Source organism: Bradyrhizobium sp. LM2.9, from assembly GCF_054056555.1.
Genome location: NZ_JBSRYJ010000001.1, coordinates 256114 through 268404 on the forward strand (window position 1 = coordinate 256114; position 12291 = coordinate 268404).

Below are 12291 nucleotides of genomic sequence, written 5' to 3' on the forward strand. Positions count from 1 at the left end.
GTTCAAGGGCAGGCCGCGCAGCATATTCGCTGCGCAGCTCTGTTTTTTGTCAGCGTTGGTGACCCAGGCCGATGCCCAACACGAGGGCCTTTTGGCGCAGAGAACCGATAGTTCGCTTCATCTCCTTCGAGATTTTCAGGACTGGCGTTCGATCCTTCGAGTACTTCTTGAGCGACCGTAAATCAGCGGGTGTCCACTCGCGGCGCGTCGGCTTCTTCTTCTTGGCAGGACGTTTCAAGTTAGCTCCTTAGTTCTTCGAGGGACGGCGCTGTTAGCACAACGACTGCGATCTACAAACTAACAAGTAGGTAATAGCGAGCGGGCCGCAGGACATCAGCCAGTTAACACTGAACTTGATCGTCATCGTGTCGGCAATGGCTGCCAGCGGTCCAATCTCGTCTCCCCACCGGATCCACTGACAGAGTTCAATTTCTAGGGGGATGCCCCGGGTTCTCTTGAATTTCTGAAGAGGTCGGCGTTGCCCACCTTGAGCCGGTAGGCTCGGGGAGCTGATTCCACAAAGGAGAGCAACGCCATGACGAGAGATATCACACCGGCTGGTTGGCCGGCGACCGGGGCTGTGGACGAAGCGTTTGCGGAAGTGCGAGCGAGCTTCGATCGGTTCTGCCTTGCGGCAGGGATCGAGGCGCTCGGCACGATGATGGAGGCGGATGTGACGGCGGCCTGCGGGCCGCGCCACGGTCGCGATGTGGCGCGGCGGGCGCACCGTTGGGGCCGAACGCGGGGAGGGATTGGTTTCCACGGCGGCAAGATCGAGGTCGAGCGCCCGCTGATCCGGGGCGTGGATGGCCGCGAGGTCACGATCCCGAGCTGGGAAACGGCGGCGCAGGAGGACTGGCTCGGTCGCTGGGCGATTAACCTGATGCTGATCAATGTGTCGACGCGCCGGTTCGGCCGCGCTGTCCGGCTGCCCGAGGGTGACGTGCCGGCACCGCCCGGATCGGGAGTTTCGAAGTCGGCGGCCTCGCGGCGGTTCGTAGCGCTGTCGGCGGCGCGGCTAGCCGACTTCATGGCTGCCGATTTGTCCGCGCTCGACCTTCTGGTGGTCCAAATCGACGGGCTGCATCTCGGCGGCGATCTCGTGCTAGTCGCCGCGATCGGGGTTGATGGCGAAGGCAACAAGCACCCGCTGGCGCTGGTGGAAGGGGCGATCGAGAACGCCGCAACGGTTCAGGCCCTGCTGGACAACCTGGTCTCGCGCGGGCTCGACCCGACCATGCCAAGACTGTTCATCGTCGACGGAGCGAAGGCGTTGTCGAAGGCGATCCGCCGCACCTTCGGTTCGGCCGCTGCGATCCAGCGCTGCCAGATCCACAAGGCGCGCAACATCATGGAACGCCTGCCGAAAGAGCATCATGCGGCCACCCGTCGGGTGCTGCGCCAGGCCTGGGAGCTCGATGACGCCGACAAGGCTGAAAAATTGATCCGCAATCTCGCGCGTCGACTCGACCAGCAATGGCCCGGCGTAGCGGCCAGCATCCTCGAAGGCCTCGACGAAATCCTGACTGTCGTCCGGTTGAAGCTGCCGAAGGAGCTTCGTCGATCGCTCGCCTGCACCAACATCGCCGAGAACATGATGGGCACCATTCGCCGCGTCACGCGCAACGTCAAACGCTGGCGCGATGCCGGTATGGCCTTGCGATGGGTCGCGGCCGGCATGATCGAGGCCAACAAGGGCTTCCGACGATTGAAGGCGCGTAAGCAATTGTCGGTTCTGCGTGCGGCCCTTCAAGCTCGCCACAATCGCATGACGATCAATCCCGTTGCCCACGTCACGAGGGCAGCGTAACATTCATTCCGGCAACGTCGGCCCGACGTAGTTCAACACCGATCGGGACATCCCCATTTCTAGCGGCGCAAGCTCACCCAAGAATTGGGTCCCTCACTTTGCAAAGGTCTTAGAATTTCAACCTGGACTTGTTGATCACGGGCTACCGTCGGAACATACCGTGCATCATACCTCCGAAAAGTTGCCCCGGACCGGCAAACGGTCCGCCACCACTGCCACCGCTACCGCTACCGCCCCGGCGCGCTCGCCGGGCGGGCTTGTCCTCGGAAGGTTCGTCGCTGCTTCCCGAGTTGCTCGCAACAATTTCCCCAAGTAACGCCTTGTGCTGGAGCTTGTTGAGATAGCCGGTCGACGGATAGCCGCGGGCGGCCTGCCATCGCTTGAGTACCGAGCGGGTATCACCGTTGAATGCACCCGTCACCTTGATGTCAAACCCGAGCCCGTTGAGACGACGCTGCACGTCGCGGCGTTGACCCTTGTCGAGGCCGATCTGATCTTCGGTGAGCTGGCTGGCATCATCGGCGAAGGTGGCAGGATCGACACCGGAGGTAAGGTTACGGGCAGTGGTCGACGGGCCGTTCTCGATGGCCGCGAGCCGCGCCAGCGCCAACGCCCTGAACTGACCGTTTGGGTATGCCGAGATATATGCGTTGAGTTCTTCGGGCTTGTTGGTCTCTTTCACCGAACGCCAGTACTCAAGCTCGATACCGTCGGAATGACTGCTGGTGTTGGCGGCCGGTGCGCTGGTGGAGTTGCTCGGTGTGGCGTTGGCAAGCTGGGTCTGCTGCGCTGGATTGAGGTAGACGGCACCGATCAGGTTGGTGTGGCCCCAGGGAAGCTGACCTTTTTGCGTCTCCTCGTTGACCTGCGCGCGGACTGAGGTCATGGCCTGCTGGATCTCGACCCCCGGCTTGGTGATGTTGTCGATCAGCGCGCGGGTGAAAGGGCTATTGTTGCCCTCCTGGCCGTCGAGCGCTGTTTGGTCTGGGCCAGTTGCAAACGCGATCAGAGTGCCTTCGCCGGACTTCATTTCGGCCAAGCCGCTCTGCACGTTGACGCCACGGGTCGTCGAGTTGGCCTTGATCTTGGCAGCGAAGGGATTGTCTCGGCAGGCATCGAGAAACACCAGCTTGACTTTGGCGGCGCTCATGGTCTGGTCGAGGGTCAGGTCGATGTTGATGGCCGCGCCAAGCTTGACGTCCATCTCGGACTTGATGTCGGCGTCGACGGGCAGCAAATAGTTGCTGCCGTCAACCGCGATGCCGTGGCCGGCATAATAAAACACTGCGACGTCGGAGCCCTGTGTTTTGCGGCCGAAGTCCAGCAGCTTGGCCGTCATCTGATCGCGGGTGAGGTTCGAGCCTTCGATTACCTCGAATCCGACATTGCGCAGCGTCGCCGCCATTGCCTTGGCGTCGATCGGCGGGTTGGGCAATGGCGTCACCTGCCTGTAGGCGCCGTTGCCGACGACGAAGGCGACGCGCTTCTCAGCAAGGGCTGCATTCGCGCTCGCTAGAAGAGCTGCTGCCGTTGATGTTGCGATGAAAAAGCGCACGAATGTTGCAAATAAGAGGCGCATGATCTTGTCTCCTCGCTTGCCTGCAAATGATGCTCCATTCCCGCCAACCTGACAGTTGAGTGCAATACTGAACCGATCCCGGAGAGCGGATTGTGATCTAAATCACGCCGGTATCGTGGGCCTTCATCGAACTGGCGGCGCGCTCTCCCGGAAGCGCAAGCTTATTCTTCGTGAACGCGACCGCCAAGCGCCAAGGTCGAGCGACGAAGCGGTGCTGAAGCGAAGCGCTGTTCAGGCGAATAAGAACATACTGCACGCATGTCAGGTATCGCATAAAAGGTATCTTAACAACTTTAGCGCGTAATACCTTCGATATTAGAATGAATCTGGGCCAGCCAATGAGGGCAATTTCTGCGGCCGATCTCATTACTGAGTTGGATGCCACCATCGCGAGGAGCTCATCCGAACGTTGTGCGCGCATGCTCTGGCGCACCACCGAGCTGCTCGTCGACGGTAATAACCGATTGCAAGAGCCGCAGGTCGGCCTGCTTGACGACGTTCTAATGCGCTTAGCCCGGCGGATTGCGCCGGGGACGCTCGCCGAGCTCAGCACGACGCTCGCCGAGCTGGGTACTGCGCCGATGAAGACCCTGCGACGTCTCGCCTCGTGCGGCGATCCGGCGGTCGCAGTCCCGATCCTTATGAAATCTCCCGCCCTATCGCCGGCTGATCTCGTGGCGATCGCGACGTCCGGCAGCGAGGATCACCTTCTCGCCATTGCTGGCCGGCGCAGGATCGAAAGCCCAGTGACTGAGGCAATATTGCAGCGCGGCAGCAGCAAGACTTGTCTGGCCGTCATCAGCAATCCGGGCGCTGAATTCTCAGGCGCGGCCTATGCCAACTTGGTCCGTAGGGCTGTGGAGGACGACGAGATCACGAAAGCGCTGACGCTGAGGCCAGACACCCCGGACATGGTGGTTCGGGAGCTGCTGTCGGCATCGCCACGGCCAGCGAATAAGGCTTCCAACGCAACCGCTTCCTCGCAAGTATTAGCGACAGCGAAGCGACCTTACGACACTGAGTACGCCGCTGCGAGGCCGGAGATCATATCGCTCAATCGGAGCGGAAAGCTGAGCGACTCGACTGTCAATCGGTTCGCGATCCGGCGTGAGAGAGCCAACCTGTTCACGGCGTTGTCGGTGCTGTCGGGAGCACCGATTGAGGCCATCGAGCTGCTTATGGCAGAGTCCGGTTACGAAGGTCCGGTTATGGCGTGCCGGGCATCGCGCTTGGATTGGCAGACCACGTTAGCCGTCCTCAACACTCGCGGCGCGGGGCTTTCATTAGGCGAACGCGCACGAGCTCAGGAGCTGTTTGAAGCGCTTCATCTCTCGACCAGCCAATGGTCCGTTCGTTGGGGAGAAATGTCCGCCGGCGCCCATGGTCGTACTGCAAGATCGGCAGGAAACCAATGAAATTCCACGGTCGCAAGGCGTCTCGGGTGCGCATGGACAACAGACAGCCCGTGAACCTGATGGGCTCCGACGGCACTTGGCGGCGAAGCTGCGTCTTGCTCGATATCTCGAACACCGGCGCCAAGATCGAAGTCGAAGGGACGCTCGATGTTCTTTCGGCCAAGGAGTTCTTCATGCTGCTGTCGTCGACGGGACTGGCCTATCGACGCTGCGAGCTGGTCTGGATCGACGGAACCACGGCTGGCGTCCACTTTATCCAGGCAAATGGCAAGAAGGCCCAAACGACAGCGAGCCACAGAGGCGTGCAAACCAACTTGAGCCGAGCAGTGTCATCGAAGTGAGCCAATAACCTTGCACCACCGGCCCATTCGGACCGGCACCCGACGAACGCAGGCACCAGTCATGCTCGTGCACGTATTGGCCGACACTTCCGAGAAGCTCTTCGGGCTCTGCTCGCTTTTTGGAGGGCAGTTCACCGTTGCCGGCGAGCGGCTCGATGTAGAAGCAAAGCTTCCGCACGCTGCTGCTGCGGTCGTCGTCCGTGCCGACCTGCGGGCGGTCGAAAACATTGCCGCACTGAAAAGGAGAGCTGCGCGGTTCGCCAAAGCAAAGAAGCGCATCTTCCTCGTCGAGCAAACCTCCCACTTTTGCATCTCGCAAGCTTATGCGCTGGGCGCAACGTTGGTGTTGCCTGGCAAGATCGACGTGACCAAGCTCCTGGCCGCTTTGGCTGATCCAGGCCACGAAACTGGGTCGACGAGCGGCATCTCGCAGCCTGACAATACGGTTGAGGCCGCAGCAACCGCCATTGCGTCGATGTTCACCTCGATCACCCTCGGGGAGCGGGTTGACGTCGCCGGTCCCAAAGAGGCCGGCCGCAAGATCACCAACCGAATTTCCGAGCATGGGCTATCCGATTGGCTGGCCACTGTGCGGCGCCATCACGAGGGAACGTTCCAGCACTGCCTGCTCGTGACCGGCGTCGCGGTCGATTTCGGCCTCAGTCTCGGCTTCCGTAACAGTGACATTGAACGGCTCTCCACTGCTGCCATGTTCCACGACATAGGAAAGGCGAGGGTGCCCTTGGCGATCCTGGACAAGCCAGGACGCCTCGACGACAACGAGCGAGCGTTGGTCGAAACCCACCCGGCGACGGGTTACCATGTGCTGAAGGGGCACAAGGACATCTCACCTGAAGTCCTCGATGCGGTCCGGCACCATCACGAATATCTCGATGGCAGCGGCTATCCTGACGGCCTTTGCGCCGAGAACATCACCGACATCGTTCGCATTCTCACCATTTCGGATATCTTTGCGGCGCTGATCGAACACCGGCCGTACAAGCCGACAATGCCGCGCGCGGCGGCATACGAGATTCTCTGCGGCATGAGGGGAAAGCTGGAGAGGGCGCTAGTGGCCTCCTTCAAGCATGTTGCGCTTACGAGATGAATTCTGCTGAAACCTATGCAGGGATACTCCAACTCTCGACTCAAGGCGTGATCGGAGACGGTCTCATTTCCATGCACTTCGGCTTCTGGCCCATCGCGTCCCTCCGCGCGGTGCAGCCGCTGGTCTGGAGTCCAGCGGAAAGCGGAAGTCACCGGCCGAGGGGCGAACCGACGCGGTTGACCCAACTCGGACATCTCCATTGGGAGGAAAAATAGTCTCCGAAGGCGCGCAGCCGTGTGGCGCGCCACTCGCTCCTATTCAAACCCCTTTGCTCCTAACGGTCTGGGCGGCAGGCGAGGTAAGGAATGTGACCAACGTTCTTGCGGCATCAGTCTGGTTGCCGCCGGTAACGACGCCAGGGGCGAATTGGGTGTAGTTCTGAATCGTCGACGGCAACGGGCCAACGAACTCGACGGATGGCTGGGCCAAGACTTCGCTGATTTGATTGAACCCGATCTCAACATCGCCGCTGGCAACGCTTGCGTACAGCACTTTCCCGGGCGGAGAGAGCTTGGTCTTGGGTTTCATTTCCTCAGCGATGCCCAATCGTTCGAGCAAGCTGGCCATGTAGATGCCACTGGCACCCCCACCGGCCGGATCAGGATAAGTAATCGAGCTTGCGGCCAACATCGCACGTTTGAAGGCGTCGGCTGAACTGATGTCGGGCTTCGCGGCACCCTTGCGCACAAAGGCACTAACACCGCCCTTCGCGATGACGATGCGGTCGCCCGCCATGACTTTGTCTTGCGCTCGAAGTTGGCCCATCAGTGGCGCAGCGTTTATCACAAGATCGGCAGCCTCACCCTTTTGAAAACGGTCCGCGATAGCGCCCGCATTTCCGTAAGCTACGGTTACTTTGTGTCCCGAGGATCTTTCAAAATCCGGGACCAGTACGTCGATCGCCGGGTGCAAAGCCACGGCGCATAGAAGCTTGATTTCGGCACCGCTGGCGGCAAACCCAGTGACGCCGATAAAGGCAACTCCAAGTACGAGTTTTGCAGAGAATCTCAGTATGATGCGCCCATTCATCTTCTCTCTCCCTCAGAACCTTTGAACTGACCGCTCTATTGCGCACGCAGCTTAGTGAGAGTTTGGAATGTGCGGCCGATGGCACCGAGGTGAGCCTAGAATTAATAGAAATTGCATCGCCGGCACTTCTTCTATCAAATTTATCTCAGTCCGGCACCGACCCGGAAGTTCTTTAACGACTGATATCGGGCACAAGCCGGATGGCGTGCGCTGCGAGGGATAGCCGGACGATTTCCGTGCCTTCACCCGCTTCGCCGGAAAGGCTCGCGAATCTGGCTGAGCCGCAACAGACGTCGAAAGCACAGGGACAATTCTGCCTGCAGTCAGCACCGCCGCGTGAACGTGCCAACGCGGACCGCGAGGCGAGCCACGCTTGAAGCTTAGGACCTTATGGGCGGCATAGTTGTCGACGCGAGACGAAGCGGTTTAGAAGAGGAGGTCTGGGAAATTGCCGCAGCATCGCGACAGCGTGCCAGCGCGCAATGGCTGCTACTAGAACTCGACGACCGCATGATATTCGCTCGCCGGCCGGCGATTGAAGCGGGCACTCGGTCACGTCCACGAAAGGACCTTCCATGCAGAGCGGGGTTATCGGAGCTCGGAATATCGGCGCGACTTTGACGCAGAAGCTTTCGGCAACCGAGCGAGAAGCCTGCCGAGCACATGGCGTAAGACGTTATGGGACTAACCAAGTCCATCCATTTGAAATTATTACAGAATTGTAGTTCGCATAACATAGATTATGGAATACTTTCGCAATTCTTTGCGAAGCTGGTCGAAACGACTTCCGATTACTCTAATATACTTTCTTTGGCCTTTCGTCCATCCCAGCCATCTCGCGTCGGTTCGTACGCTCGCTCCAGGCATGGCGAATGCCGCTGGACGTAACCACGACGGGTTTTTCGGCTGAGCCAGGACTCGAGGGCTTCGACGGCCTGCACGTGACCATCGAACAGATCGAGCCGCCGTCGACCGCGCCCGCCGAGACGACCCCATTCGCGCACCAAGGCCGTATCGCCAAACAGCGTCGGCTCGATCGTGAGCACGTAGAACCGAGCCATGTTGCGGGCCGGATCGCGACGCTCGAGCACGAGATATTGCACCGTGAGTTCAGACATGCGCCAGAATCGCAATTAGCGAATCGACCGTCCAATTAAATAAATGAATCGATCAGGACCAAGGATTCAGAAATTTCATGCGGGCAGGCAACGAGACAGTCGCGGTCAGGCTCACGATAGCCGGCTGAGCTGAAGCCCGCAGGCTCTGGCCGCGCTGTTGGCGGCGTACGCCTTAGAGGCTCGGCAGGAAGTTTGTCCAGATCTTGCTTCCAGCGGACCGCAGGCAGCGTCGCCGCGCCGGGGCGCACGGGGCTGGCGCTGAGGCTGGTGTCCTGCAGTTAAGCTTACGTCAGCGACGATTCCAGTTGCTGTCGTCATCTTCATCATCTTCCTCCGAAGGCTCCGCGGAAAGAAGAATGAGTGCGTAGCCTTGTTGTTGGCGATGGACTTGCTCGAACAAGGTTGGTGCGCGATGGCCGCGAGAAACATCCAGCCATTGCGCCGCATCGGTCTCCTCAATCTCGCTCGTGACCGATTGTTCGTGGTTTTTGCGAATGAGAAGGGAAGCCTTAGGAACTGGATCGCCCCACCGGACTGAAATGAACGGGAAAGAGCCCTTACGGTAAAAGTAACGCAAGACGCGCCTGTTGTGCGTAACGACGAAAGCGACAGGCTCTTCACGATAGTCGACATAAGCGCGCCCGAGAACCTCTTTGCTTACTTCGTACCGCTCAGCAAGTCGAACGACCTCCCCCAAATCGGGATCACGGCTCGAGTTTGCCTCCTTGCGAAAATGATGCGGTGGCACAAGCAGCAAGGACGAGAACCGATTGGCCTCGGCCTCCCAACGCCGGCGCATGTCGGCGATTTTCGGATCGAGTTCCAAGAGATCGCTCATCGAACAAAGGAAGCGGTCTTCTTTCCCGGGCCGGTGCGCCGGAATCAAGAAATGCCCCAGCTCGTGGCCGATGGTGAACCGTCGCCGCTCGGCCTTCATTCGTCGTTGCACCAGAACGACGCCGCGCGATTTTGTCTCGTTGGTGATCAAACCGCCTATGAATCCGTCGCTCTCAAGCTCTTTGATTTCTTCGATGCCGAGCTGGATCGCTAGCTTTTCAACCGGGATCGGGATCGGGAGATCAGGCTCGGCTTTGAAGATCTCAATCACGAGTCTTTCCGGCGAGCCGACATCGGCGAGATCGATCCGTGATACGGCCATTACTCTTTCTTCGCTTCTTTTAGGCCACGCATGATGGTCTCGATGGTTTTTAGATCCGACTTACTTAGCGTCTTCAAGTCGCGGTAGAGCGCGACCAGCTCGGAAGGCTCGCTCGATGCGTTCGGATCTTCTTCCAATAGCTCTGACACACTAATCCTGAAATGCGTCGCCAGCCGTTCGATGAGTTCGCGAGAGGGGTTGGCACTGTTGCCCTGCTCGAGGTCCCAGATGTGGGTCTTCGACGTTTGGACCCCGTCGGCAACCTGCTGAAGAGATTGCCGTCTGGCAGCGCGCAATTCCTTGATCTTCGTCGCGAGTGACATTCCAGTTCCTTCATGGATTCAGTTACTTATACCCCCACTCTGTTCGATCTGTCGATACGAAATCGTAGGCTATTGACAGCCCGGCCGTTAGATATTACATGACGATTACGTTCAACAATGGCGGGACACCTGAGCAGCGCCCCGATGAAGAGGATCTTTGGAATGTCTGAGGCTGAAGCTGAAAAGAACCATCTGGTTCGCATCCATATCGATCGTCAGACCTTCGAGTCGCCGAACCCGACAACGGGAGCTGCTCTCTACGCACTGGGCGACGCGGGGCCGCATAAGAAGCTGTTCCGCGAAGTCGACGGCAATCACGACGACGAATTCATCCCGCGCGAAGATGAACATGTGCGCCTCAAGGAGGATGACCATTTCTATTCGCAGAAGGCGACGACGATCTTCGTGAACGGAACGCCTGAAGCGTGGCCGCATCGGAAGATTTCTTACGACCAGGTTGTAAAGCTAGCCTTCCCTCACGGCCCGACCGGCGGCGATATCCGCTACAGCGTGTCATGGACGAAGCCCGACGGACAGGAAGGATCTTTGCGCCCCGGCCAGTCGGTCGCCGTTGTCGAGGAGATGATTTTCGATGTCCGTAACACCGATAAATCCTAAGCTCAGCGCCGACCTGACGAAGCTTGAGGCGGAAGGCTTCCGCCTCAAGCTCGTTCAAGGTTCGGCCTACCATCTTCTGATCGAGGGCATTCCGGCCGTCACATCAAAGCGCGAGGTGGTGCTCGGAACACTTTATACCACGCTCGACATCGGTCCGAACGGTGTGACGGTCAATCCCGTCGCCGACCATCAGTGCTGGTGGATCGGAGAGCCCCCCTGCAATGCCGACGGCGAAGTTATGCAGGAAATGATCTCGAACAAGGACCCTGCAGATAAGGGTGACGGCATCAGGACGACTGTAGGCTTTTCGCGGAAACGCGGCGACAAAGGTTCCTATCCGGATTATCATGAGAAGATTTGGACCTATGTGCGCTTGATCTGGCACGAGGCCCAGGCTATCGACCCTGACTGCGACCCGCGCAGCGACAAGCCCGTGCCGGCGATCGTTGAAGTCTCGCGGCGAGTTTTTCATTATCCAGACATGGCGACAACGCGGGCCGGGATTGGCGCGGCGACCACGAAGCTGCTTGCTAATCGGGTTGCGATCATCGGCCTCGGCGGCACGGGGTCCTACATTCTCGACCTTATGGCCAAGACGCCCGTCGCGGAGCTTCATCTGTTCGACGGCGATGTGTTCGCCGTCCACAATGCCTTTCGCTCCCCTGGCGCTCCCGCGAAGGAAGAACTAAAAGACCCAAGGAAAGTCGATTGGTTCGCCGACATTTACGATCGGATGCGCACCGGCATTATCCGGCACCCGTACTACGTAGGCACCGAGCAGCTTGCAGAGTTGAAGAAATTTGACTTCGTTTTTGTCGCGATCGACAACGCCAAGGCACGAAAGGTCATCCTCGAAGGCCTGATCGCCTTCAACATCCCCTTCATCGATGTCGGAATCGATATCTCAATCGACAATCAGGGGTTCCTGCGTGGCCAAAGCCGTTTCACAGTCGGCACGCCAGAGCATTATAGTCATATCCCGGAGGTCGTATCGTTCGACGTTCCGGCCGAAAACGATATCTATCGAAATATCCAAGTGGCGGACCTCAACATGCTGAATGCCGCCATGGCCGTCAAGAAATGGAAGAAACTACGCGGCTTCTACGCTGACGATATACGCGAGCATCACTCGCTCTACACCGTTGCGACCCACGGCCTGACTAAGGAAGACAAAGCGTGAGAATTAACGAGTTCAGGCCCGCATTCGCCGATTTCATCCCGAAGACATTGGACGACGGGGTCCTTTATATTTCGCGGCGCTTTAGCACAGCAAGCCACCGCTGCGCATGCGGATGCGGCACCAAAATCGTGACGCCAATCCGCGAGACGGACTATCACCTCACCGAACGTGCCGGGCTGGTTTCCTTGACACCGTCGATCGGCAATTGGGACCATCCTTGCCAATCGCACTATTGGATCCGAGACAACAAGGTCGTATGGGTCGGCGCTATGTCGAAAGATGCGATCCGTGCGGGACGCATTCGCGACGATGCCGATCGAGGGGCCTATTTTGCACAAGTGGCATGGCCTTGGTGGCGTCGTTTGGCACGCAGCTTGACGGATTGGTGGAACAGGATGTTTGGCTGATCGCGTAACAAATGGCCATATGCCCTCGGCGCCCCAAGGAGAGCAGCGCATAGCCGATGAGCAACGCATGAGCGATCTTTCGACCGGTGCAAAGGTTTTTCGAGTTCTCAGCCTTGATGGCGGCGGAGCGAAAGGCTTTTGCACCCTCGGAGCGCTCAAGGAGATTGAAGGGATAGCCGGAAGCCCCTCTGCGAGACGTTAGAT

13 protein-coding genes are annotated in these 12291 nt (G+C 58.9%); 7 read left to right on the forward strand and 6 right to left on the reverse strand.

All coding sequences use genetic code 11. The annotated features are described in order from the left end of the window. Positions 1 to 49: 49 nt before the first annotated feature. Positions 50 to 238: a hypothetical protein gene (locus tag ACVWW3_RS01150; RefSeq protein WP_354105587.1), complete on the reverse strand. Its 189-nt coding sequence runs from the start codon at positions 236 to 238 to the stop codon at positions 50 to 52. 297 nt (positions 239 to 535) lie between these two features. Between ACVWW3_RS01150 and ACVWW3_RS01155 the strand changes: the two genes are divergently transcribed. Continuing rightward, complete coding sequence (locus ACVWW3_RS01155) at positions 536 to 1810, forward strand: IS256 family transposase (protein WP_456647511.1); 1275 nt, start codon at positions 536 to 538, stop codon at positions 1808 to 1810. 142 nt (positions 1811 to 1952) lie between these two features. Here the strand turns inward: ACVWW3_RS01155 and ACVWW3_RS01160 are convergent, their stop codons facing one another. Further along, the gene (locus ACVWW3_RS01160; protein WP_456647558.1) at positions 1953 to 3365 is read right to left on the reverse strand and encodes a caspase family protein; all 1413 of its coding nucleotides are present in this window, start codon (positions 3363 to 3365) and stop codon (positions 1953 to 1955) included. A gap of 344 nt (positions 3366 to 3709) precedes the next feature. On the opposite strand from ACVWW3_RS01160, the gene ACVWW3_RS01165 reads away from it, so the two are divergent. The 3 genes from ACVWW3_RS01165 (at position 3710) to ACVWW3_RS01175 (ending at position 6253) form a co-directional block, all read left to right on the forward strand. After that, positions 3710 to 4804: a DUF2336 domain-containing protein gene (locus tag ACVWW3_RS01165; protein WP_456647512.1), complete on the forward strand. Its 1095-nt coding sequence runs from the start codon at positions 3710 to 3712 to the stop codon at positions 4802 to 4804. Continuing rightward, on the forward strand, positions 4801 to 5145 hold the full coding sequence (locus tag ACVWW3_RS01170; protein ID WP_354105586.1) for a PilZ domain-containing protein: 345 nt from the start codon (positions 4801 to 4803) through the stop codon (positions 5143 to 5145). Before ACVWW3_RS01165 ends, ACVWW3_RS01170 begins: the two co-directional genes overlap by 4 nt. A 61-nt stretch (positions 5146 to 5206) precedes the next feature. Then, entirely contained in the window at positions 5207 to 6253 is a 1047-nt protein-coding gene (locus ACVWW3_RS01175) for an HD-GYP domain-containing protein (protein WP_456647513.1), read from the forward strand. A 258-nt stretch (positions 6254 to 6511) separates the two neighbouring features. Here the strand turns inward: ACVWW3_RS01175 and ACVWW3_RS01180 are convergent, their stop codons facing one another. The 4 genes from ACVWW3_RS01180 to ACVWW3_RS01195 all read right to left on the reverse strand — a co-directional run bounded on the left by ACVWW3_RS01180 (position 6512) and on the right by ACVWW3_RS01195 (position 9882). Continuing rightward, positions 6512 to 7282, reverse strand: coding sequence for a molybdate ABC transporter substrate-binding protein (locus tag ACVWW3_RS01180; protein ID WP_456647514.1), 771 nt, complete (start codon positions 7280 to 7282; stop codon positions 6512 to 6514). Between the two features lie 791 nt (positions 7283 to 8073). Then, positions 8074 to 8400, reverse strand: coding sequence for a WGR domain-containing protein (locus ACVWW3_RS01185; protein WP_456671815.1), 327 nt, complete (start codon positions 8398 to 8400; stop codon positions 8074 to 8076). Between the two features lie 289 nt (positions 8401 to 8689). Next, positions 8690 to 9559: an ImmA/IrrE family metallo-endopeptidase gene (locus tag ACVWW3_RS01190; protein WP_456671816.1), complete on the reverse strand. Its 870-nt coding sequence runs from the start codon at positions 9557 to 9559 to the stop codon at positions 8690 to 8692. After that, positions 9559 to 9882, reverse strand: a complete 324-nt coding sequence (locus ACVWW3_RS01195) for a helix-turn-helix domain-containing protein (protein WP_247821888.1) — start codon at positions 9880 to 9882, stop codon at positions 9559 to 9561. The genes ACVWW3_RS01190 and ACVWW3_RS01195 overlap by 1 nt, the downstream gene beginning before the upstream one ends. Before the next feature lie 162 nt (positions 9883 to 10044). Here ACVWW3_RS01195 and ACVWW3_RS01200 point away from each other — a divergent pair, with 162 nt between their 5' ends. Genes ACVWW3_RS01200 through ACVWW3_RS01210 form a run of 3 tightly spaced genes read left to right on the forward strand, consistent with a single transcriptional unit; the run spans position 10045 to position 12087 of the window. Beyond that, positions 10045 to 10500 carry a multiubiquitin domain-containing protein gene (locus ACVWW3_RS01200; RefSeq protein WP_456647517.1) on the forward strand — a complete coding sequence of 152 codons (456 nt, stop codon included), beginning with the start codon at positions 10045 to 10047 and terminating at the stop codon, positions 10498 to 10500. Then, entirely contained in the window at positions 10475 to 11680 is a 1206-nt protein-coding gene (locus ACVWW3_RS01205) for a ThiF family adenylyltransferase (protein ID WP_456647518.1), read from the forward strand. The genes ACVWW3_RS01200 and ACVWW3_RS01205 overlap by 26 nt, the downstream gene beginning before the upstream one ends. Next, on the forward strand, positions 11677 to 12087 hold the full coding sequence (locus tag ACVWW3_RS01210; RefSeq protein ID WP_456647519.1) for a DUF6527 family protein: 411 nt from the start codon (positions 11677 to 11679) through the stop codon (positions 12085 to 12087). The genes ACVWW3_RS01205 and ACVWW3_RS01210 overlap by 4 nt, the downstream gene beginning before the upstream one ends. Positions 12088 to 12291 lie beyond the last annotated feature (204 nt).

Excerpts from the sequence above, each read along its gene's own strand:
- ACVWW3_RS01195 (WP_247821888.1), bottom strand. The coding sequence starts at position 9,882 with ATGTCACTCGCGACGAAGATCAAGGAATTGCGCGCTGCCAGACGGCAA.
- ACVWW3_RS01155 (WP_456647511.1), top strand. The coding sequence starts at position 536 with ATGACGAGAGATATCACACCGGCTGGTTGGCCGGCGACCGGGGCTGTG.
- ACVWW3_RS01205 (WP_456647518.1), top strand. The coding sequence starts at position 10,475 with ATGTCCGTAACACCGATAAATCCTAAGCTCAGCGCCGACCTGACGAAG.
- ACVWW3_RS01175 (WP_456647513.1), top strand. The coding sequence starts at position 5,207 with ATGCTCGTGCACGTATTGGCCGACACTTCCGAGAAGCTCTTCGGGCTC.
- ACVWW3_RS01200 (WP_456647517.1), top strand. The coding sequence starts at position 10,045 with ATGTCTGAGGCTGAAGCTGAAAAGAACCATCTGGTTCGCATCCATATC.
- ACVWW3_RS01185 (WP_456671815.1), bottom strand. The coding sequence starts at position 8,400 with ATGTCTGAACTCACGGTGCAATATCTCGTGCTCGAGCGTCGCGATCCG.
- ACVWW3_RS01165 (WP_456647512.1), top strand. The coding sequence starts at position 3,710 with ATGAATCTGGGCCAGCCAATGAGGGCAATTTCTGCGGCCGATCTCATT.
- ACVWW3_RS01190 (WP_456671816.1), bottom strand. The coding sequence starts at position 9,559 with ATGGCCGTATCACGGATCGATCTCGCCGATGTCGGCTCGCCGGAAAGA.
- ACVWW3_RS01170 (WP_354105586.1), top strand. The coding sequence starts at position 4,801 with ATGAAATTCCACGGTCGCAAGGCGTCTCGGGTGCGCATGGACAACAGA.
- ACVWW3_RS01180 (WP_456647514.1), bottom strand. The coding sequence starts at position 7,282 with ATGAATGGGCGCATCATACTGAGATTCTCTGCAAAACTCGTACTTGGA.